The organism is Pseudomonas morbosilactucae (assembly GCF_023241665.1).
Classification (GTDB): Bacteria; Pseudomonadota; Gammaproteobacteria; order Pseudomonadales; family Pseudomonadaceae; genus Aquipseudomonas; species Aquipseudomonas morbosilactucae.
The window spans coordinates 46,124-66,870 of sequence record NZ_JALQCX010000026.1 but is presented as its reverse complement, the minus strand read 5'-3'; the positions used below and the strand labels follow the sequence as shown (position 1 = coordinate 66,870).

The window sequence follows — 20,747 nt, the reverse complement described above, 5'->3', positions numbered from 1 at the left end:
CCATCTCGATTCACGCGTCCGCCTCGGTCAAGCAAGCATCCTCACCTGGAGAAAGACCTTATGAAATCTCGTGCTGCCGTTGCCTTTGAAGCCGGCAAACCACTTCAAATCGTCGAGATCGATGTGGCGCCACCCCGCGCTGGCGAAGTGCTGATCAAAATCACTGACACCGGCGTCTGCCATACCGACGCCTTCACATTGTCCGGTGATGACCCCGAGGGCCTGTTCCCGGTGGTGTTGGGCCACGAAGGTGCCGGCGTGGTGGTTGAAGTCGGTGAAGGCGTGACCAGCCTGAAACCGGGTGACCACGTCATTCCCCTCTACACCGCCGAATGCGGTGAATGCCTGTTTTGCAAATCCGGCAAGACCAACCTATGCGTCGCGGTGCGTGAGACGCAGGGCAAGGGCGTGATGCCGGATGGCACCACTCGTTTCTCCTACAACGGCCAGCCTCTGTACCACTACATGGGCTGCTCCACGTTCAGCGAGTACACGGTTGTCGCTGAAGTCTCGGTCGCGAAAATCAACCCTCAAGCCAACCATGAGCACGTGTGCCTGCTCGGCTGCGGCGTAACCACAGGGATTGGCGCAGTGCATAACACCGCCAAGGTGCAACCCGGGGACACCGTCGCAGTGTTCGGGCTGGGTGGTATCGGCCTGGCGGTGATTCAGGGTGCGCGCCAGGCCAAGGCCGGACGCATCATTGCCGTGGACACCAACCCAGGCAAATTTGAACTGGCCAAGTCGTTTGGCGCCACGGATTGCATCAACCCAAAAGACCACGAAAAGCCGATTCAGCAGGTCATCATCGAGGCCACCGGTTGGGGCGTTGACCATTCGTTCGAGTGCATCGGCAACGTGCACGTCATGCGCGCCGCACTGGAAAGCGCCCACCGTGGCTGGGGCCAGTCGATCGTCATCGGCGTCGCCGGCGCGGGCCAGGAAATCTCCACCCGCCCCTTCCAACTGGTGACCGGCCGCACCTGGAAAGGCTCTGCCTTCGGCGGCGTCAAAGGCCGCACCCAACTGCCAAAAATGGTGGAGGACGCGATGCAGGGCGAGATTGAACTGGCGCCGTTTGTGACACACACCATGCCATTGGAACGCATCAATAAAGCGTTCGACCTGATGCATGAAGGCAAGTCGATCCGTACTGTCATCAAGTACTGAAGTGTGGGCCAGGGGCCCACGGCACCTGGCGTCCCCCCTGGTTCCCTAACGATCTGGAGATTCACAGTGAGCGACATAACACTTCATCCAACACTGGATAACGGTCTATCCCCTGCTGCCTCGAACTTTACCGGCGGAACACTGCAGTGCCTGTGCACAGCCAATAAGGTCGAGGTCAAGGTTGACGCCCAGACGCTGCACAACCACGCCTGTGGCTGTAGCAAATGCTGGAAACCGGCAGGTGCGACATTCGCAGTGATCGCGGTCGTCCCACGGGAAAAAGTCAGCGTCACCGCACACGCGGAAAAACTCGCCATTGTGGACAAGAACGCGGTCATTCAGCGCCATGCTTGCACCGAGTGCCATGCACATTTGTACGGGCGTATCGAAAACAAGGATCACGCGTTCTACGGTCTGGACTTTGTGCACACTGAACTCTCACCCCAGGCCGGATGGTCGGCTCCCGGGTTCGCGGCATTTGTGTCTTCGATTATCGAAACGGGGACGCCGCCCGAAGAGATGCAAAAGATCCGCACACGCTTGCGCTCGATCGGCCTGGAACCTTATGACTGCCTGTCACCGGACTTGATGGATGTGCTGGCGACTCAGGTCGCAACGCTAAACGGCATTGCCCGATCGAAATAACCCTTGAGAACCCGACGTTTCGGCAAACTTGCCGATTACGCCGGGCTCAGCACCGGGCATACACCACCGCCGCAGGTGCTGAGGCGCTGATCTAACTGCCCCGAAAACACTCGGGGTTGACCCAGCGCTGTGCCGGGCACTGCGGCCTCAGGAAGAAAAAACTTCGGGCCGCTGTGCCGTTGCCTTCTTGTGCCTGAAGGTCTGCTGCCAATCAATCTGCGCCTGGACTTTAGCCACGGCCTCCAGGACTTTCTGCGCCCACAGTTCATCTTGCGGATTCACCACAACCACGCGGAAACCGTGGTCATGACCTTCAATCTGCACGCCTTCGGAATCATCGACATGCAGGTCGATGTCGAAGGCTGGGGGAAATTTCGAGGGGGCGTTCGACAGCCCACGGGCGGTCAGGGCCTGGTTGTGCCGAACACTGTTGACCACACCGTCGACGTGAATGCCGTAGAGCATCAGCCAACGCCGGATGTAGGACGGCGTGCGACCGGACGAGGTGTAGACCCAGATACTGCAGCCCTGGCGACGTAGCTCGCGGGTCAGGGAGCGTGTTCCGATGCGCAATGGCTCGCCCAGCCAACGATGAATCCAGGCCGGCAGCTTGCTGGGCTCCACTGCGCAGTGGTCGAGTTGGCAGGCCAGCGTGTCATCGATATCGAAGGAAATCCGTATGCGCGGGCGCCTGAAGGCGAGCATCGGGAGAGCGCATTGCATGACTTGCCAGATTCGACTACCGGCAACCCGGCATTTTTCAAGCGTTGGAAACCCGCTCATCAATGACCTCCCTTGTAGAGAGGCAAGGGCTGGTCTTGGAGAAAAAACTTCATGGGATCGGGGGCCTGTTCTTCCAGAAAAGCGGCATATTTTTTCTTGATTTTGGGAAATTCGTACAACGCCTTGACGCCATGCTTGGCTGAATTGCGGATGACGGATGATGGGTTGAAGTAGCCCTCGGCGTTCTCCAGCGTCAGTACAAACGGAGGCAAACCGGCGCGCATCAGCAAATAGCTGACGATCAGCGAGCCACTGCGGTTGTTGCCTTCAATGAACAATTGCGGCTTGCTGAGAATCCGTACATAGACGCCCGCCGCACGCTTCCAGACCGACTCGCTGCGGTAGGCGCAGTACCAATTGAACAAGTCCTTGATGCCGCCTTCAACGTTGTTGAAGAAGTGTTCCTCGGTCGCCTTCAGGTGCTGGGCATACTCCAGTCGGCGCGCCGGGTCGCGACCGCAGAGCACGGTGGCATTGATCTCCAGCATCAGGTTCAGTTGCTGAAGATTAAACAGGTCGACACCCCGGGCGACATACTCGTCAATCAGCGCATAGCCTTCAACCACATTGCTCAGCACTTCATCAGTCAAGGGATCTCGCGGCTCGGTAAAGTCCCGGCTGAGGGCGGCAAAGCGCCTCTGCACTTCACGCAGTGCACGTTCAATCGCTGGCAGATCAAGACGACGCGTTGCAGACATTGGCATTCCTGGGAAACGGCAGATAAGAAGGTAAATAGCCGGATGCCCGCCCAAGCCCAAGGGCCTCTGGGGGCATCCGGCCTTGACCGGAGGTTGTGGCTTAGCTGAACTTGCCGCTGATGTAGTCCTCGGTCATTTGTTCCCGCGGGTTGTCAAAAATCTGGGTCGTCGGGCCCATCTCCACCAGGTAGCCGGTGCGCGTGCCCTGGGAAATATCCACCGAGAAAAACGCCGTGGTGTCGGCCACGCGTATGGCCTGCTGCATGTTGTGGGTCACCAGGGCGATGGTGTAGTCCTTCTTCAACTCGACCATCAACTCCTCGACCCGGCGCGTGGCGATCGGATCGAGCGCCGAGCAGGGCTCATCCAGCAACAGCACTTCCGGCTCGGTGGCGATGGCGCGGGCGATACACAAACGTTGCTGCTGACCACCGGACAGGGACAGGCCGCTGACCTTGAGCTTGTCCTTGACCTCATCCCAAAGGGCAGCGCCCTGCAAGGCGTGCTTGACCCGATCACCCAGGTCGCCCTTGTAGCGGTTGAGGCGCAGGCCGAAGGCGACGTTGTCGAAAATGCTCATCGAGAACGGGTTCGGTTGCTGGAAGACCATGCCGATGTAACGGCGCACGACCACCGGGTCAACGCCCTTGCCGTAGACGTCCTGCCCGAGGAAGTGCACGTGGCCTTCAAAACGGAAACCTTTCACCAGGTCGTTCATGCGGTTGAGGCTACGCAGCACGGTACTTTTGCCGCAGCCGGAAGGACCGATAAAGCCGGTGATCTTGTTTTTTTCGATGGGCACATGGCTGTCACGGACCGCCATGAAGTTGCCGTAAAAAATCTTGTCCAGCTTACAGTCCATGACCACAGGTGCCTGGGTGACTGACGGAGCGGCGAGTTGTGCAGTGGATACGTTCAAAATTCAGGTGCTCCCGATCTCAATACTTGGGCTTGCCGAAAATACGGCTGACAACATTCACGACCAGCACAATCATCACCAGCACCAACGAGGCCGCCCATGCGAGCTCGAGCTGGTTGTCGAAAGGCATGCCGGAGAAGTTGTAAATCAGCACCGCCAGCGAGGCCGTGGGATTCATGACGGCCAGGCCGCCGTCGTGGTAGATCCAGTAGTTGCTGAACAATGCGGTAAACAACAAGGGCGCGGTTTCGCCTGCGGCGCGTGCCACGGCCAGCATGACGCCCGTCAGGATCGCCGGCAGGCCGGTGGGCAAGACGATTTTCCAGATAACCTGGGAGCGGGTGCAGCCCATGCCGTAGGCGGCGTCCTTCATGATTTTGGGCACCATGCGCATCGACTCTTCCGCCGTGAGCACGACGATCGGCAGCATCAGCACCGCCAGGGCCACGCCACCCGCAGGTGCCGAGTAGGTACCGGTGGTCATCACCACCAGGGCATAGGCAAAAACCCCGGCCAGAATCGACGGCAGCCCCGTGAGCATCTTGGCGGCAAAGCGTGCGGCGTTGGCCAGTTTGCTGTCGGGCCCCAGCTCAGCCAGGAAGATGGCCGCCATGATGCCGACCGGAACCGCGATGGCCGCCGCGATACCGACCATGACAAAAGTGCCGGCCATCGCGTTGCCGAAGCCGCCGCCGGTTTCGAAACCGGTGGGTGGCAGCTCGGTGAACACCTCAAGGCTCAAGCGAGCCCCACCGCGCATGATCAGCATGTAGAGCACGGAAATCAGCGGCACGCTGGCCAGCAGCGCCCCACCCCAGACCAGGGTGGTCAACACCAGGCTGCGCAGAGCGCGGCCTTCGAACTTGCGCTGCAGGCTCGGCATCGCACCGGCCGGCGACGTCAGGTCTGTTGCAACAGTGAGGTCAGTCATCACTTATTACCCCGTTGGGCATACATCATGATCATGGAGCCGAAGATGTTGACGATCAGCGTGATCAACATCAGCACCAGGGCGGCGTACATCAAGACCTCGATCTCGTTCGGCCCGGCTTCGGGGAAGTTCAGCGCCAGCAGGGCCGCCAGTGTATTGGCCGGTGCAAACAGAGACAGGGAGATGTTGTTCGCGTTGCCCACCAGCATGGCCAACGCCATGGTTTCACCCAGCGCACGGCCCAGGCCCAGGACCAGGGAACCGAAGATGCCAGTGGCGGCGGATGGCACCATCACCTTGAGAATCGCTTCCCAGTGGGTGGTGCCCATGCCATAGGCGGCCTGTTTGGTTTTCATCGGCACGCCGGTGAGGGCGTCCTGGGACACAGCGGCAATGGTCGGCAGAATCATGATCGCCAGTACCAGCGCCGCCGGCAGCAAGCCCGGTCCGCTCAAGGACGTGCTGAAAAAAGGTATCCAGCCTAGCTCAGTGTTCAACCAGGCGGTCAGTGGCCGAACCGCCGGGATCACCACATAGATCCCCCACAGGCCGTAGACCACGCTGGGGATGGCGGCGAGCAATTCGACAATGGTGCGAAAAACGGCGGCAAGCTTGGCGGGCAGAAAATCCTGAGTCAGGAAAATCGCCATGCTGACGCCAAAAAAGCCCGCGATCACCAGGGCGATCAAGGCGCTGTAGAGCGTGCCCCAGATGGCCGGCAGAATGCCGTACTTGCCCTGATTCACGTCCCAGACGGTGCCGAAGATGACGTCCAGGCCGTGCTTTTCCATGCCAGGCAGCGCCTTGCGCCCCACCTCGAAGACCAGCGCGAAGACCAGCGCCAGAACGAGCACCACGCCGATGCGGGAGAGCGCACGGAAGGTGCGATCCACCATGAAGTCTTTCGCAGACGGCGGTTGGCAGGCAGAGTCCGGGTTAACCGGTACGACGAAAGGTTTGTTCATTGGCTAATTCCGGAACAAGGGGGAAACTCTCCCGGCAGGCCTGACAGCCGCCGCCGGGAGAGGCCTCACAGGCGTTACTGGATGTTGGCGGACGCTTTGCGAACCTGGTCGATGACCGATTGCGGCAGGGGGATATAGCCCATCGAGTCGGCGATTTTCTGCCCCTCGGTCAGGCTGTACTCGACCATTTCACGCATGGCCTTGGCTTTGGCCGGGTTCTCGTTCTGCTTGCGGAAGATCATCCAGGTGTAGGACGTGATCGGGTAGGACTTGGCACCGTCCGGGTCCGGCAGCCAGGCCACCAGGCTTTCCGGCATCTTCACTGCGGCCAGGGCCTCGGCACCGCTTTCAGCGTTCGGCACTACGTACTGGCCGGCCTTGTTCTGCAACTGGGCGAAGTCAACCTTGGCCAGCTTGGCGAAGCCGTATTCGATGTAGCCAATCGCGCCCGGAGTCTGGCGGACGGTGGCGGTCACGCCATCGTTCTTCGGCGATTTGATGAATTTGTCGCTGGCCGGCCAGTTGACGGTGTTGCCTTCACCCAGCGCTTGTTTGAAGTCTGGATTGATGGCCGCCAAGTGCTTGGTGAATACCGCGGTGGTGCCGCTGGAATCAGCACGCACGACAACGGTGATCGGCGTGTCGGACAGTTTCAGGTCCGGGTTGGCCGCAACGATCTGGGGGTCGTTCCAGCGCGTGATCTTGCCCAGGAAGATGTTGGAATAGACGTCGCGTGGCAGCTTGAGGCCCTTGGGGTTGCCCGGCAGGTTATAGGCCAGCACGATTTCACCGGCGGTCATTGGCAGCAACTGCACGCCTTCGGCGACCTTGGCGATGTCTTCGTCTTTCATTGCCGAGTCACTGGCGGCGAAGTCGACGGTTTTATTCAGGAAGTCCTGTACACCCGCGCCACTGCCCTTGGATTGGTAATCCACAGTGACACCTTCGGTTTTCTTGCTGAAATCCTTGAACCAGGTGAGGTAGATCGGGGCCGGGAAGCTGGCACCGGAACCAGTCAGGCGTACGCTCTCAGCGGCAAAGGCCCCCGAGGTGGCACAAAGAGAGACCGTGATAGCGAGCGCAACAGACTTCATCAAACATTTCATTAAAAGAACTCCTTGTGGTGACGGGCTCCCGAACTCTGCCGCAGCTTTGTTACGATTTTATGAATATGGAATGGCAAACCGCGCTTTCGCCCCCCCTTCCCCCCGCAGAAACGCCCCTTGATGTCATCGCCTCGTCACAAATTGCGACTAACACTCTGCCCTCCTCCACCACGCGAGCGGGTCCCATGTACTCGACAGAAGACGCCTTGATACAGCGCATACACCGTGAGCTGCTTGATCACAGTGACGAAGAGCTGGAACTGGAATTATCCGAAGACGGGCATGACCTGAATGCGCTGTTTGATGAGCACGTCGAGGACGGTAGCGAGAAGAACGCGCGCCGGATTTACTTCAGCGAACTGTTCCGCCTGCAGGGCGAATTGGTGAAGCTGCAAAGCTGGGTGGTCAAAACCGGCCATAAAGTCGTGATCCTGTTCGAAGGCCGTGATGCCGCCGGCAAGGGCGGCGTCATCAAGCGCATTACCCAACGCCTCAACCCTCGGGTCTGCCGGGTTGCCGCCCTGCCAGCCCCCAATGACCGCGAACGCACCCAATGGTATTTCCAGCGCTACGTCTCGCATTTGCCGGCCGCGGGTGAAATCGTGCTGTTCGACCGCAGTTGGTACAACCGCGCCGGCGTCGAACAAGTCATGGGCTTTTGCAACGACGACCAGTACGAAGAGTTCTTCCGCACGGTGCCGGAGTTCGAACGCATGCTCGCCCGCTCCGGCATCCAACTCATCAAGTACTGGTTCTCCATCTCCGATCAGGAACAGCACCTGCGCTTTCTCAGTCGCATTCACGACCCGCTCAAGCAGTGGAAACTCAGCCCCATGGACCTGGAGTCCCGTCGGCGCTGGGAGGCCTACACCAAGGCCAAGGAAATCATGCTGGAACGCACCCACATCGCCGAAGCCCCCTGGTGGGTGGTGCAAGCCGATGACAAGAAGAAAGCCCGGCTCAACTGCATCCATCACCTTCTCGGGCAGATGCCCTATGAAGAAGTGGAACTACCGGTGATCGAGCTGCCGCAGCGTGTGCGCCAGGAAGATTACTCCCGCAGCCCGACGCCGCCGGAACTGATCGTGCCTCAGGTTTATTGAGCGAGGCCGAATTGGGGGCTGGGCTGCCCCCGCGGTCCAATGGCAAGAGGTGAACCCGTTGCAATGCGGGCGGGAGTGCAAAGCACTCTGCTGGGCAAATCGCAGGCGAAAAAGAGCCACTCGATTGAGTGGCTTTTTCTGTATGTCTGGTGCGGGAAACGAGGCTCACGCCTGGCGCGGCGCGCCGTTGAAATCCAAGGGATTTCTTTTATTTCCATTGTTAATCAAGAACTCAATACGCCATCGCTCTGGGTTGCAACCTCAGGTTCTTTGATAAAAACCGTGTACTTACCGCCTTCCATCGCTTCGAAAGCGATCAGTTTTTCCACCAGCGCCGTACTCAAGACCTTGCCCGCATTCAGCAGCAGCATGCCGTTATCGGCATTCAGGTTGCGAGCCAGGACCATCCCGGCAACCAGTTCCCGGGTGCCCAGGTCCTTGACGGTCGGATCGGCCAAGGTCACGTCACTGAGGAACGTCGCGCAAACGTTGATGAAGTCTTCCACCAAACCTGGGTCGTACAATTTGCCGGCGTATTTGCGGATGAACAGCAGCGCTTCGTCGCTGTTCATTTGCCGCTCCAGGATCAACCCACGCTGCAACTCAATAAAGTCCACAGCCAACTTCAGCCAGCGCGCGCCCAAAGGAATGGCCGTGCCCTTGAGGTGATCGGGAAAGCCGCTACCGTCCCAACGCTCCTGGTGATGCAGGATGATGCGTGCCGCATCTTTCATCGGCTCCAGGGTCATCAACAGCGACTCGCTTTGTTTCGGATAGGCCCGGTACAACTCTCGTTCGGTGTGATACAGCTGATCGGCCGGGGCCGTCATCATGCTGTCGGTCCAGCTCAACTTGCCGATGTTGTAAAGCGCAGCGGCCATGGTCATGTCCCGGCTTTCGGCTTCATCAAGGCCATGACTGACGCAATAGACACGAATCAATTCGATGATCTGGCGGTTGGTCTGCTTGGCCTTGGGCAGGCGCAGGTTGGCCAGAAGTGAAAAGACCTCGGTTCCGGTCACATAGCTGCGCTTGAGCTCTTCATAGGCCAGATCGAGCATATCGGCGGTCTGTTGCAATTCGGCGGTGCGCGCCGCCACGTGTTTTTCCAGGGTCAGATTGAGGCTGCGCAGTTGTTCGTTCTGCTGCCGGGTCAACGCTTCCAGACGCTGGCGTTCGCTTTCGGAGTGCTGATAAACCAGGGCCTGGCGCAAGGTCACCAACATATCCTCGTCGTTCCATGGCTTGCTGATGTAGCGATGGATCTGCCCTTCGTTGATGGCCTTGGCGATCATCGTCATGTCGGCGTACCCAGTGAGCAGGATACGCAGCGTTGAGGGGTATAGCCGATGAATATGGGCCAGTAGCGTCGCACCGTCCATGCTCGGCATACGGGCATCGCTCATGACCACATCCACCGGCTGCTGCTCAAGGATTTCCAGGGCCCTGGCGCCGCTATCCGCCAGCAAGATCTCGTAGGGCTGGCTCCGCAGCAAGCGGCGCAGGCTGTTGAGAATCGACTCCTCGTCGTCGACCAACAGGATCGTCGGCCTGTTCTGAGTCACATTATTTTCAGGCTCTTCCATGCTTCGCCCCTTCCGTTTGACGCCAACCCGGCCCGTCTTGCGCAGGAGCTTAGATGAGTTGCGCGAGCAGCGTCTGTATTTGATAGCGGGCGTTAGCGATTAACGGGAAGCCGGACTATGCTCACGCCCTGGATGGAACCACCCTCCGGCGTTCAGGAAAGGAAGCCCGATGAACCTATACCCAAGGTCACTGTGTCGGGCAGGAGCCCGGCAATGACAGCGTCTACGGATCACCGCAACCGGCGAATCCTGATCGTTGACGACACTGCCGCGATCCATCAGGACTTTCGCAAGATCCTGGCCCCCGGCGCCCCCGTCGAAGACCCCCTGGGCAGCGCCGAAGCCGCGCTGTTCGGCTCCCCCATCAGCGTTGCGGCAGAAGACTTTGTCCTCGACTCGGCCTTCCAGGGCCAGGAGGCGCTGGAAAAAGTGCAGGCGGCGCTGGACTGCGACCAGCCTTACGCCATGGCCTTTATCGACATGCGCATGCCACCCGGCTGGGACGGGCTGGAAACCATATCGCGGCTGTGGCAGGCCGACCCCAAACTGCAAATCGCCCTGTGCACGGCCTATTCCGACTATTCCTGGGAAGACATCGCTGAGCGCCTGGAGCTAGGCGACCGCCTGCTGATCCTGAAAAAACCCTTCGATGCCATCGAAATCCGGCAGATGGCCAGTGCCCTGACCGTCAAATGGCAGATGACCGAAGCCGCAGAGCTGAAACTGGACCAACTGCAACAAGCGGTCGAGGAACGTACCCGAGAGCTGGCCGACGCCAACATCATCGTCCAGAACAGCCCCACGATTCTCTATCGGCTGCGGGGCGAGCCGTCATTCACGCTGATGTACATCTCCCACAACATCACCAAGTTCGGCCATGTGGCGGCGCAGCTGGTGGCGTCCCCCGACTGGGCCCGGTCGCTGATCCACGCCGACGACCGGGCCAAGGTCGAGCTGGCCATGCTGCGCGCCCTGGACCGGGACGTCTGCGGCGCCTCCATCGAATTTCGCATGCTTACCGGCGACGGTGCCTTTCGCTGGGTGGAAAACCGCTACATCCCTGTGCGCAACAATCTGGGCCAGTTGGTCGAGGTGGAAGGCATCATCCTCGACATCACCGAACGCCGCCTGGCCGAAGATAAAATCGCCCTGCTGGCCCACACGGACGGCCTAACTGGGCTGGCCAACCGTCCGACCCTGGTCGAACGCCTGCACCAGGCGTTTGCCGCGGCCAGACGCGGCGCGGCGCCCTTCGCGATGTTTTACCTGGACCTGGACCACTTCAAACGCATCAATGACACCCTTGGCCACCCCGTCGGCGACTTGTTGTTGCAGGAGGTGGCCAGGCGCCTGCAGTCTTGCACCCGGGAAAACGATGTGGTTGCACGCCTGGGTGGTGATGAGTTCGCAATCCTGCAACTGGAGGTCGAGGACTCCACGCAATGCGCGAGCCTGGCGGCGAAGATCCTCGATACCCTGGCGCTCCCCTATTTCCTGGACGGCAACGAGGCGCGTATCTCGGCCAGCATCGGCATCAGTCTCTACAGCCCCCATACCCTCAGCGCCGACGGGCTCATGGCGCAGTCGGACATGGCGCTGTATCGCTCCAAGGACAAGGGCCGCAACCTGTTTCACTTCCACAGCGAGGACATCAACCAGGAAGTCACCCAACGCGTGGCCCTGGCCAACCAGTTGAAACTGGCCCTGGAACGCGACGAACTGCATCTGCAGTACCTGCCCGAAGTCGATCTCGGCACCGGCAAAGTCCTCAGCATGGCCGCCCAGGTGCGCTGGCTCCACCCTCAGCGCGGCTGGCTCGAAGCCTCGGAGTTCATGGAGGTTGCTGAAAAGACCGGGATCATCATCCCCTTGGGCCACTGGATACTGGACCAGGCCTGTCGGCAGATGCGTGCATGGCGCGACCAGGACCTGGCGCCGCCGCTGATTGCGATCCACCTATCCCTGGTCCAGCTCAAGACCGGTTCGGAACTGATTTACCAGGTACTGCGGACCACCGCGCGCTGGAACCTGTGCCCCTGGGACCTGCGATTCGACGTCACCGAGGGCACGCTGGCCCAGACCAAGTGGACCCACAACGACATACTTCCCCGGCTGTGCGAACTGGGCGTGAAGATCGCCATCGACGACTTCGGCACCGAGTATTCATCGTTCGATTACCTGAAAACCTACCGGGTCAGCCACCTCAAGCTCGCCCAACGCCTGCTCGACAGTGCCAGCAGCGACCCGGACAACGCCATGACCCTGCGCGCGATCCTCAACTTTGCCAGCGAGGCCGGGATCGGCGTCACCGCCGAAGGGGTGGAAACCCAGGAGCAGCGCATCACCCTGCTGTCCAGCGGTGTGCCAATGGCGCACTCCCCGGCTCTGGCGGTGGACAGCGAACAGGCCGGTGAACTGCTCAAGGCGACGTCCGCCGTCGAAGCTGTGGATCCAACGTCGGAGGCGCTCAAATGAACCCTGCTTACGTCACCGCCAACCGGCGAATCCTGATCGTTGACGACACCGCTGCGATCCATCAGGACTTTCGCAAGATCCTCTGCCCTGACGATGACGGTCCTCTAAGCAGCACCGAAGCCCTGCTGTTCGGCACCACACACATCCCCCAGTCGCACTTCCAGCTCGATTCCGCCTACCAGGGCGAAGAAGGCCTGGAACGGGTCAAGCAGGCCCTGGCCGAAGGCAGGCCCTACGCCCTGGCCTTTATCGATATGCGCATGCCTCCAGGCTGGGATGGCTTGCAAACAATCGAACAATTATGGAAAGCCGACCCCCATCTGCAGATCGCCTTGTGCACTGCGTTCTCTGACTACTCCTGGGAGGCCATGGCCGAACGCATCGAATTCGGCGATCAGTTGCTGATCCTGAAAAAACCTTTCGACAGCCTGGAAATCCGCCAGATGGCCAGTGCTCTGACCTGGAAATGGCAACTGGCACAAGACGCCGCGATCAAGATGCGCGACCTGGAACACACCATCGAGCAACGGGTCCAGGAACTGCTGAACGTGTCCCGCCTCCTGCACTACGACCCGCTCACCGAGCTGCCCAACAGTACGCTGCTGGGCGATCGCCTGACCCAGTACCTGACCCAGTCCCGGCGCCATGACCGGCAGATCGCCGTGATGTTTATCGGTCTGGACCGCTTCAAACGGATCAACAATGCCCTCGGTCATCCCGCCGGGGACGAAATGCTCAAGCACGTCGCCCAGAGCCTGGCGAAGGCGCTGCGCGAGTCCGACTCGGTGTTCCGCTACGGTTCGGACGAGTTCGTGGTGATCCTGGGTGACATCGTGCACCCGCAGCAGACCCGGGGAGTGGCCGAAAAACTGCTGGCGGCCGTCAACACTCCACACTGGGTGGCCGGGCACGACCTGGCGGTTACTGCCAGCCTGGGCATCAGCATTTATCCCGACGATGGTTTGGATGCCGTGTCTCTGATCAAAAAAGCCGAGACCGCCATGCGCAACATCAAGGACTGCGGCCCCAATGGCTTCAGTTTTTTCATCGAAGACATGAACCTCCACGCCCAGCACCGGCAAACCCTGGAAACCGGACTGCGCCTGGCCTTGCAGCGCCAGGAGCTGGTCCTGCACTACCAGCCCAAAATGAATCTGGCCAGCGGCGCCGTGGTCGGTGCCGAAGCCCTGGTACGCTGGGCACGGCCCGGCCATGGCCTGATCAGTCCCTCGGTGTTCATTCCAGTGGCCGAAGACTGCGGGCTGATCGTCGCCCTCAGCCAATGGGTGCTGCGCAGCGCCTGCCTCCAGTCGCGGGCCTGGCAGGCCCAAGGTCTGTCACCCATCTGCATGTCGGTGAACGTGTCAGCCATCGATTTCCGACAACCCGACTTTGTCGAACGCTTGACCCAGACACTGGCAGAGACCGGGCTCGATCCATCACACCTGGAGCTGGAGATCACCGAAAGCGTGCTGATGCAGAACGTCGAGGCCACCATCACCACGCTGCATGCGATCAAGAGGCTTGGGGTAAGGCTAGCTGTAGACGACTTCGGGACCGGCTACTCCAGCCTGAGCTACTTACAGAAATTCCCAGTCGATGTGCTGAAAATCGACCAATCTTTCGTACGCGACCTGAGTATCGACAGCAACGACGCCAAATTGGTGAGCAGCATCATTGACCTGGGGAAAAGCCTCAACCTGAGTATCATCGCCGAAGGTATCGAGAACGCCGAACAGCTGGACTTTCTCAAGCGCCACCAGTGCGAGGAAGGCCAGGGTTTCTACTTCAGCAAAGCAGTGGAACCCGAAGCGTTCGCCATTTTCCTGAGCGCCCCGCGGCAGCTCCTTCTAAGCCGTTCATGAACATTCGCGGGCTAAGGATACCGACCATGTTTTCACTCCCATTGCTGCTCTCAGCCGGCTTGCTGTTCGCTGTTGGCGCCGATGCCGCGCCACTGGAGGGGCCACTCAAGCCCTTGCCGCCGCTGCCGGCCCTGGATGGCAAGCGCGTCGAACTGGGACGCCAGCTATTCAACGACCCACGCCTTTCGGTGAATAACAGCTTGTCCTGCGCCAGCTGCCATCGACTGGAGCATGGCGGCGCCGATAACAAACCACTGTCAGTGGGGTTTGACGGCAAACCCGTGGCGGTCAATACGCCGAGCGTGTTCAACGCCAGCTTGAACTTCCGTCAGTTCTGGGACGGCCGCGCCGAAACCTTGGAAGAACAAGTACACGTCGTAGTCCAGAGCCCCTCCGAGATGGGCAGTGACTGGGCCACCGTGGTCCAGCGCATCGGCGCCGACCCGGGCTATGGCAGCGCGTTCGCCGAGGCCTACCCGGACGCCGTGACACAGGCCAATATCCGCAGCGCCCTGGCCGACTATGAACGGACCCTACTCAGCAGCAACTCGCGCTTCGACCAGTACCTGGCGGGCAATACTGAAATCCTGACCTTGGAAGAAAAATACGGCTACCAACGTTTCCAGGACTACGGCTGCATTGCTTGCCATCAGGGTGTGAACATCGGCGGCAACATGTTCCAGAAATTCGGCGTACTCGGCGACTACTTCAAGGCCCGGGGCAACCCGACCGTGGCGGACCTGGGGCGGTTCAATGTCACCGGCGAGGAGGATGATCGTAATGTATTCAAGGTGCCGAGCCTGCGTAACGTTGCAGTCACTGCGCCCTACTTTCATGACGGTTCGGAGCCGACCCTGGAGGGCGCCGTGGCGATCATGTTCAAGTACCAACTGGGACGCATTCCATCCGAGGAAGACAAGACCCTGATCGTCAAATTCCTCAAGACCCTGACCGGTGAATGGGAAGGCAAACCACTATGAAGGTGTCCCGTCGCACCAGCCTCCTCCTACTGGCCGGGGTCGCCGTCGTGCTCGCGTCGATCCTGCTGTTTCTGTACATCAATTCGAAATCGGACCAGACCGCTGCCTACACCGAATCCCGGGACCTCATCCGCCAGATCATGCAGCAGAACGCCCAATGGGAAAACGAGATCCTCAAGGCCCGGGTCGCCATCAGTCACAACTACGACCCGCTGGTCTCGCCCTTGAGCAAAATGACCCAGCTGTGGCAAAGCTTTGACTCCATGGCCTCCCATGACCGGCGCAACCAGGCGCCTGACTGGCGCGCCACCCAGGACGCCTACCTAAACGCGATGAAGGAAAAAACCCGGCTGGTGGAGCAATTCAAGTCGCACAATGCCGTGCTGCGTAACTCTCTAGCCTTCCTGCCGACAGCCGAAGATGACATCCAAGCCCAACTGGCTCGACTGACCGATGCCGACAAACAGCAATTACAGAATATCGCCACCGACACCTATGACCTGTTGCTCAGCAGCCTGGAGTTTGCCCAGGTCACTTCCGCCGAGCACGCTGCCGATATTTTGGTGGGCCTGAACAAACTGCAAGTGAACAAGGAGCGGCTGCCACAGGACTTCCATGATTCCATCGACGTGCTCAGTAACCATATTTCGCTGATCCTGCGTGAGCAGCCCCTGGTCAACGGCCTGCTTGAACAGATCGAAATGGTTCCGGTCTCCGAGCGCCTGGACGACATCACCAACATGCTCAACCGTGACCAGCAGGAAGCCGAAATCATTGACCAGCGCTACCATTTTTACCTGCTGCTGTTTTCTGCGCTGCTGGTGTTGCTCCTGATCTGGCTGACGGTCCGCCTGATCCGCAGCTTTGCCGAAATCCACCAGATAAACCGAGCGCTGGTGGCGGTCAACGACGAGCTCGAACAGCGGGTCGAGGAACGCACTCGCCAGCTCAAGGACACCCAGAGCGAACTGCTCGACAGCGCGCGCCAGGCCGGCATGGCGGAAATTGCCACCAACGTCTTGCACAACGTCGGCAACGTGCTCAACAGCGTGAACATCTCTGCCGACTTGGTGACCCGCAAACTGCGTAACAGCAAGGCTCAGGGCCTGGGCAGGGCGATGCAGTTGATCAACCAACACCCGGAAGACCTGGGGCATTTTCTCAGCGAGGACGAAAAAGGCAAATTGCTCCCCGGCTACCTGAACCAGTTGGTGGAAGCCATCGACCTTGAGCAGCAAGGCATGGCCGAGGAACTGACCCAACTGAGCAAGAGCGTCGATCACATCAAGGACATCGTTTCCACCCAGCAATCCTACGCCGGAGCCAGTAGTGTGCTGGAGCCGCTGTCGATCAGCGAGCTGCTCGAAGACGCGCTGCGCATGAATTCCGGCGCCCTCACCCGGCACCATGTGAAGGTGCTCAAGGAGTACGCCGATATTCCGCGCATCATGGGCGACAAGCACCGGCTGCTGCTGATCCTGATCAACCTGATCAGCAATGCCAAATACGCCATGTCCGACGTTTCCAATCACGAGCGCAACATGACCCTGGCAACCAGCATCATCGAAGGCCAGACCCTGCAGATCAGTGTCCGCGACGAGGGCGAAGGCATCACCCCGGAAAACATGACGCGTATTTTTGTCCACGGCTTCACCACGCGCAAAGAAGGCCACGGCTTTGGCCTGCACAGCTGTGCGCTGGCAGCCATCGAGATGAACGGCCGCTTGAATGCCTACAGTGACGGTCCAGCACCGGTGCGCTGTTCGTCCTGCAAATCCCCCTGAAAATCGCCGAAGGTGAGTCATGAGCAACCCCATCAACCGGCGCATCCTGCTGATCGACGATACTCCGGCGATCCACGTCGACTTCCGCAAGATCCTCACGCCCCAGACCGGTGACAGCGCCGAACTGGACGCCATGGAAAACGCACTGTTCGGCAGCGCACCGAAGACCGCTGCCACCGTGTTCGAACTGGATTCGGCCTACGGTGGCCAGGAAGGACTGGCCAAGCTGCTGGATGCCGCGAACCGGGAGCGGCCCTACGCACTGGCCTTTGTCGACATGCGTATGCCCGATGGCTGGGACGGCGCACAAACCATTGAGGCGCTTTGGCAACACGACCCGCGGCTGCAAGTGGTGGTGTGCACCGCCTACTCCGATTACTCCTGGGACGAGTTGCTCGATCGCCTGGACGGCCATGACCGCCTGCTGATCCTGAAAAAGCCGTTCGACAATATTGAAGTCCAGCAAATGGCCAACACCCTCACCACCAAGTGGGAAATGACCACCCGCGCCAACTTGCAGATGAGCCAGCTGGAAGCGCTGGTTGAACAACGCACCCTGGCCTTCAAACAGACCAGCGCCGAACTGCAAAAGGAGATCGACGAGCGCAAGTTGCTGGAGAGCCAGTTGGTGCAGTCAGAAAAACTTGCGTCCCTGGGTCAACTGGCCGCCGGGGTGGCTCATGAAATCAACAATCCCATTGGCTTCATTTCCTCCAACCTCGGCACCCTGGACAACTACTTCCGGCGCTTGCAGGAGATGCTCAATGCCTATGGCCATGCGGAGCAGGCCATCGCCCAGGAGCCGGCACGCGAATCCCTGGTGCAACTGCGCACGGCGATCGAGCTGGACTTCCTCCTGGAAGACATTCCGTTGCTGATCAAGGAGTCCAAGGAGGGCATTGGCCGGGTCAGCCAGATCGTCAAGGACCTCAAGGACTTCTCCCGAGTCGACTCAAGCCAGGAATGGCAATGGGCAGACTTGCAACAGGGCCTGGATTCGACCTTGAACATCGTCGCCGCCGAGATCAAGTACAAGGCCGACGTGGTCAAGTGCTACACCCCGCTGCCGGAGGTCGAGTGCCTGCCGTCGCAGATCAACCAGGTGCTGATGAACCTGATCGTCAACGCCGCCCAGGCCATGGGCCCGGAACGAGGCTCCATCACCCTGAGCAACGGCGTGGAAGGAGAACGGGTGTGGATCGAAGTCAGCGATACCGGCTCGGGGATTGCGCCAGACAGCCTGCAGAAAATCTTCGACCCCTTCTACACCACCAAACCGGTGGGCCAGGGCACGGGCCTGGGTTTATCCCTGTCCTACGGCATCATCAAGAAGCACCGTGGCGAGATCAGCGTCCGCAGCGAACTGGGGATTGGCACCACCTTTCGCGTCGAGCTGCCGATCAGACAAGCACAGCAGTATCAGTAGCGCCGAGCCCCGGGAGCGGAACAGTCGGCGAGTGCATCCCCCCTGCCCGGCCGCCCAGAAGCCGCTCAGGGTGAACCCCTGTAGCAACTGGCGCTGCGACTCCTCGGAGTACTTGCTGCGTGCCAGCAGCAGCCCGGCACCAGTCCATCAATTGCGGAGCGATGGGCAGATTGGCGATGCTTATCGTGAACCGCTGCGCAAGCCCATAACAACCATCCCCACCTGGCGAGGGCGGGGATGGGGGTCATCTCGTTGAGGTTACGTTCGAGGCGACAAGTGGATCCCCGCGATCATGCAGCGCACAGAGCCTCCGGCCATTTCTATGGTCGGAACGTCCAACGGCACCAACCGGGCCGACCGCTCGATACGTTGACGCTGCTCTGCCGAGAGGCTGTCGAAGGCTCGACGTGAGAGGGCCAGGATTCGACCGTCTCGCCCAGAGAGCTCGATTGCGTTGCCGGCAAACTCGTTGATCTGCTGGTTGGTCAGATCGATCACGTCTCGACCTGACTCCATCAAACGCATGCGAACCTCTTCAGCACGAGCCTGTTTCGTGAAAGTGCCGAACCCCACCAGGGCGAATTCAGTCGCCACACACATCAAGACGTTGGTGTGATAGATCGGCACGCCTTTCTCGTCCGTCGTGTCGAACACCATGGGCTCGAAGTTGAAGTGGGTGCTGAACCGCTCCAGGGCAATCGGGTCAGCCCGGTTCGAGCGAGCCGTGTACGCCACACGGGACATGTGATCGAACACCATGGCTCCGGTGCCCTCAAGGAACAGCTCATCCTGTTCCAGGCCCGAGTAGTCGATCACGTCCTGAACCCGGTACTCCTGCTTGAGCATCTCGATGACATCGGCGCGCCTCTCCCGACGGCGGTTCGGCGAGTACATCGAGTAGATCGCGACGTGACCACCTGGGTGTGTCGAGAACCAGTTATTCGGGAAGACCGAGTCCGGGGTGTTTTTCTCGCCGAAGTCATCAAACAGGTGAACCCGCACACCCTCTGCCTCTAGCCGCTCGGCGGCCTGAGTGACCTCATCGCGCGCAACCTCAGAAAGGGCGTGCGCTGCGATAGAGGCATTTGAGCGCTGGAAGGCGTTATCAGCAGCCGTTTCCGGGTTGGGGGTGAAAGCGTGTGGCCTGACCATCACCACGGCAGCAGGCGCTTGAATCGAACGCGTTGGAAATGCCATCAAGAATTACCGATGTAGGGGGCTGATCTTAGAGTTATGCAACGCGTCGGATGCGTTTTTTCGCCGAGCGGCCACGGGTGTGGCTGAACAGGTCTTTCGGGTCGTCCTCGACCCACGGAACGAGATCGATCTTCGTACCCACGCCACGTTTTTCAGCCTGCTGAAGCACGTAGCGCAGCACCGAATAGTCTTCAAGAGCGAAGCCCACGGAGTCGAACACGGTGATCTGCTCTGCGCTCTGGCGACCTTCCTGATCACCCGTGAGCACACGCCACAGGTCGATGACAGGCGAGTCGGCTTCAAGCTGCTGGATATCGCCTTCGATGCGGGTCTGCGGCTCGTACTCCACAAAGACCCTGGATTGGCGCAGGACCTCGGCATGGAGCTCGGTTTTACCCGGGCAGTCACCGCCGACGGCGTTCAGGTGCATTCCCGGCTCAAGCATCTCGGGGGTGATGATGGTCGCGTAGGCCTTGTCTGCGGTGACGGTGGTGATGATGTCCGCCCCTCGTACGGCTTCGGCAACACTCTGCGCACGGGTGATTTTGAGCTCGGGGTATTCCTGGAGATTCCTGATCAGCTTCGACGTCGCGAGAGGATCGGTGTCGTACGCAACGATCTCCTGAATGCCCAGGTGCTTATGGAAGGCCAGGGCCTGAAACTCACTTTGCGCACCGTTGCCGATCAGTGCCATTTTTCGAGCGTCTGGACGGGCCAGTGCTTTGGCGGCCATCAGCGAGGTGGCGGCGGTACGCAAGGCCGTTGCAATCGTCAGCTCAGAAAGCAGCACGGGGTAGCCCGTGTTGACATCAGCCAGCACCCCGAATGCCATCACGGTATGAAGGTCTTTGAAGGTGTTGGAGGGATGGCCGTTTACATACTTGAACGCATACTGGTTGTGATCCGCCACGGGCATCAACTCAATCACCCCGACCTCTGAGTGGCTTGCCACGCGCGCAGACTTGTCGAACTCCGGCCAGCGCTTGAAGTCTTCGCGAATAACCTCGGAAAGCTCCCCCAAGAACTGCACTACGCCAATGTCATGAACCAGGTCAGACATCGTGGGTACGTCGATGAAATGCGTCATTGCTAAACACCTGAATAAGGGCGCCCG

At 59.9% G+C, this 20,747-nt stretch carries 16 protein-coding genes and 1 pseudogene; 8 read left to right on the top strand and 9 right to left on the bottom strand.

The annotated features are described in order from the left end of the window. Positions 1-60: 60 nt before the first annotated feature. Both M1B35_RS14700 and gfa read left to right on the top strand, forming a co-directional pair. A complete protein-coding gene (locus M1B35_RS14700) occupies positions 61-1,170 on the top strand; it encodes an S-(hydroxymethyl)glutathione dehydrogenase/class III alcohol dehydrogenase (RefSeq protein WP_268262320.1) in 1,110 nt (369 codons plus the stop codon). Between the two features lie 66 nt (positions 1,171-1,236). After that, positions 1,237-1,815 carry an S-(hydroxymethyl)glutathione synthase gene (gene gfa, locus M1B35_RS14695; protein ID WP_123334185.1) on the top strand — a complete coding sequence of 193 codons (579 nt, stop codon included), beginning with the start codon at positions 1,237-1,239 and terminating at the stop codon, positions 1,813-1,815. 147 nt (positions 1,816-1,962) lie between these two features. On the opposite strand, the gene M1B35_RS14690 is transcribed toward gfa, so the two are convergent. The 6 genes from M1B35_RS14690 to pstS all read right to left on the bottom strand — a co-directional run bounded on the left by M1B35_RS14690 (position 1,963) and on the right by pstS (position 7,217). Then, positions 1,963-2,538, bottom strand: coding sequence for a hypothetical protein (locus M1B35_RS14690; RefSeq protein ID WP_268262319.1), 576 nt, complete (start codon positions 2,536-2,538; stop codon positions 1,963-1,965). 59 nt (positions 2,539-2,597) lie between these two features. Continuing rightward, positions 2,598-3,296: a hypothetical protein gene (locus tag M1B35_RS14685; protein WP_123334189.1), complete on the bottom strand. Its 699-nt coding sequence runs from the start codon at positions 3,294-3,296 to the stop codon at positions 2,598-2,600. Positions 3,297-3,396: 100 nt separating this feature from the next. Further along, complete coding sequence (gene pstB / locus M1B35_RS14680; RefSeq protein WP_221178428.1) at positions 3,397-4,158, bottom strand: phosphate ABC transporter ATP-binding protein PstB; 762 nt, start codon at positions 4,156-4,158, stop codon at positions 3,397-3,399. A gap of 76 nt (positions 4,159-4,234) precedes the next feature. Then, positions 4,235-5,146, bottom strand: a complete 912-nt coding sequence (gene pstA, locus M1B35_RS14675; RefSeq protein WP_123334193.1) for a phosphate ABC transporter permease PstA — start codon at positions 5,144-5,146, stop codon at positions 4,235-4,237. After that, positions 5,146-6,111, bottom strand: coding sequence for a phosphate ABC transporter permease subunit PstC (gene pstC, locus M1B35_RS14670; RefSeq protein WP_268262318.1), 966 nt, complete (start codon positions 6,109-6,111; stop codon positions 5,146-5,148). Before pstC ends, pstA begins: the two co-directional genes overlap by 1 nt. Positions 6,112-6,185: 74 nt before the next feature. Further along, a complete protein-coding gene (gene pstS, locus M1B35_RS14665; RefSeq protein ID WP_123334197.1) occupies positions 6,186-7,217 on the bottom strand; it encodes a phosphate ABC transporter substrate-binding protein PstS in 1,032 nt (343 codons plus the stop codon). A 185-nt stretch (positions 7,218-7,402) separates the two neighbouring features. Between pstS and ppk2 the strand changes: the two genes are divergently transcribed. After that, on the top strand, positions 7,403-8,320 hold the full coding sequence (gene ppk2, locus M1B35_RS14660) for a polyphosphate kinase 2 (protein ID WP_123334199.1): 918 nt from the start codon (positions 7,403-7,405) through the stop codon (positions 8,318-8,320). A 224-nt stretch (positions 8,321-8,544) separates the two neighbouring features. On the opposite strand, the gene nosR is transcribed toward ppk2, so the two are convergent. Beyond that, a complete protein-coding gene (nosR, locus tag M1B35_RS14655) occupies positions 8,545-9,906 on the bottom strand; it encodes a response regulator c-di-GMP phosphodiesterase, NosR family (protein ID WP_123334202.1) in 1,362 nt (453 codons plus the stop codon). Positions 9,907-10,119: 213 nt separating this feature from the next. On the opposite strand from nosR, the gene M1B35_RS14650 reads away from it, so the two are divergent. The 5 genes and pseudogenes from M1B35_RS14650 to M1B35_RS14630 all read left to right on the top strand — a co-directional run bounded on the left by M1B35_RS14650 (position 10,120) and on the right by M1B35_RS14630 (position 18,436). Next, positions 10,120-12,381, top strand: coding sequence for a GGDEF/EAL domain-containing response regulator (locus M1B35_RS14650; protein WP_123334204.1), 2,262 nt, complete (start codon positions 10,120-10,122; stop codon positions 12,379-12,381). Then, positions 12,378-14,246 (top strand): GGDEF and EAL domain-containing protein, encoded by a 1,869-nt coding sequence (locus M1B35_RS14645; RefSeq protein WP_268262317.1) that lies wholly within the window; start codon positions 12,378-12,380, stop codon positions 14,244-14,246. The genes M1B35_RS14650 and M1B35_RS14645 overlap by 4 nt, the downstream gene beginning before the upstream one ends. Before the next feature lie 26 nt (positions 14,247-14,272). Then, positions 14,273-15,226, top strand: a complete 954-nt coding sequence (locus tag M1B35_RS14640; protein ID WP_268262316.1) for a cytochrome-c peroxidase — start codon at positions 14,273-14,275, stop codon at positions 15,224-15,226. After that, a pseudogene (locus M1B35_RS14635) lies at positions 15,223-17,033 on the top strand (DAHL domain-containing protein). The gene M1B35_RS14640 and the pseudogene M1B35_RS14635 overlap by 4 nt, the downstream one beginning before the upstream one ends. Continuing rightward, entirely contained in the window at positions 17,030-18,436 is a 1,407-nt protein-coding gene (locus M1B35_RS14630; RefSeq protein WP_123334212.1) for an ATP-binding protein, read from the top strand. Before M1B35_RS14635 ends, M1B35_RS14630 begins: the two are co-directional and overlap by 4 nt. Before the next feature lie 258 nt (positions 18,437-18,694). On the opposite strand, the gene ctlX is transcribed toward M1B35_RS14630, so the two are convergent. Together ctlX and M1B35_RS14620 are read right to left on the bottom strand one after the other, a co-directional pair. Then, a complete protein-coding gene (ctlX, locus tag M1B35_RS14625; protein WP_185039269.1) occupies positions 18,695-19,633 on the bottom strand; it encodes a citrulline utilization hydrolase CtlX in 939 nt (312 codons plus the stop codon). 34 nt (positions 19,634-19,667) lie between these two features. Further along, a complete protein-coding gene (locus M1B35_RS14620; protein WP_123334214.1) occupies positions 19,668-20,720 on the bottom strand; it encodes an ornithine cyclodeaminase in 1,053 nt (350 codons plus the stop codon). Positions 20,721-20,747: the final 27 nt, after the last annotated feature.

What these genes read in the sequence shown, in the direction of transcription:
- M1B35_RS14700 (WP_268262320.1), top strand. Translation starts at nt 61, where the DNA reads ATGAAATCTCGTGCTGCCGTTGCCTTTGAAGCCGGCAAACCACTTCAA.
- M1B35_RS14690 (WP_268262319.1), bottom strand. Translation starts at nt 2,538, where the DNA reads ATGCAATGCGCTCTCCCGATGCTCGCCTTCAGGCGCCCGCGCATACGG.
- M1B35_RS14685 (WP_123334189.1), bottom strand. Translation starts at nt 3,296, where the DNA reads ATGTCTGCAACGCGTCGTCTTGATCTGCCAGCGATTGAACGTGCACTG.
- pstB (WP_221178428.1), bottom strand. Translation starts at nt 4,158, where the DNA reads ATGGACTGTAAGCTGGACAAGATTTTTTACGGCAACTTCATGGCGGTC.
- pstA (WP_123334193.1), bottom strand. Translation starts at nt 5,146, where the DNA reads ATGACTGACCTCACTGTTGCAACAGACCTGACGTCGCCGGCCGGTGCG.
- pstC (WP_268262318.1), bottom strand. Translation starts at nt 6,111, where the DNA reads ATGAACAAACCTTTCGTCGTACCGGTTAACCCGGACTCTGCCTGCCAA.
- pstS (WP_123334197.1), bottom strand. Translation starts at nt 7,217, where the DNA reads ATGAAATGTTTGATGAAGTCTGTTGCGCTCGCTATCACGGTCTCTCTT.
- ppk2 (WP_123334199.1), top strand. Translation starts at nt 7,403, where the DNA reads ATGTACTCGACAGAAGACGCCTTGATACAGCGCATACACCGTGAGCTG.
- nosR (WP_123334202.1), bottom strand. Translation starts at nt 9,906, where the DNA reads ATGGAAGAGCCTGAAAATAATGTGACTCAGAACAGGCCGACGATCCTG.
- M1B35_RS14650 (WP_123334204.1), top strand. Translation starts at nt 10,120, where the DNA reads ATGACAGCGTCTACGGATCACCGCAACCGGCGAATCCTGATCGTTGAC.
- M1B35_RS14645 (WP_268262317.1), top strand. Translation starts at nt 12,378, where the DNA reads ATGAACCCTGCTTACGTCACCGCCAACCGGCGAATCCTGATCGTTGAC.
- M1B35_RS14640 (WP_268262316.1), top strand. Translation starts at nt 14,273, where the DNA reads ATGTTTTCACTCCCATTGCTGCTCTCAGCCGGCTTGCTGTTCGCTGTT.
- M1B35_RS14630 (WP_123334212.1), top strand. Translation starts at nt 17,030, where the DNA reads ATGAGCAACCCCATCAACCGGCGCATCCTGCTGATCGACGATACTCCG.
- ctlX (WP_185039269.1), bottom strand. Translation starts at nt 19,633, where the DNA reads ATGGCATTTCCAACGCGTTCGATTCAAGCGCCTGCTGCCGTGGTGATG.
- M1B35_RS14620 (WP_123334214.1), bottom strand. Translation starts at nt 20,720, where the DNA reads ATGACGCATTTCATCGACGTACCCACGATGTCTGACCTGGTTCATGAC.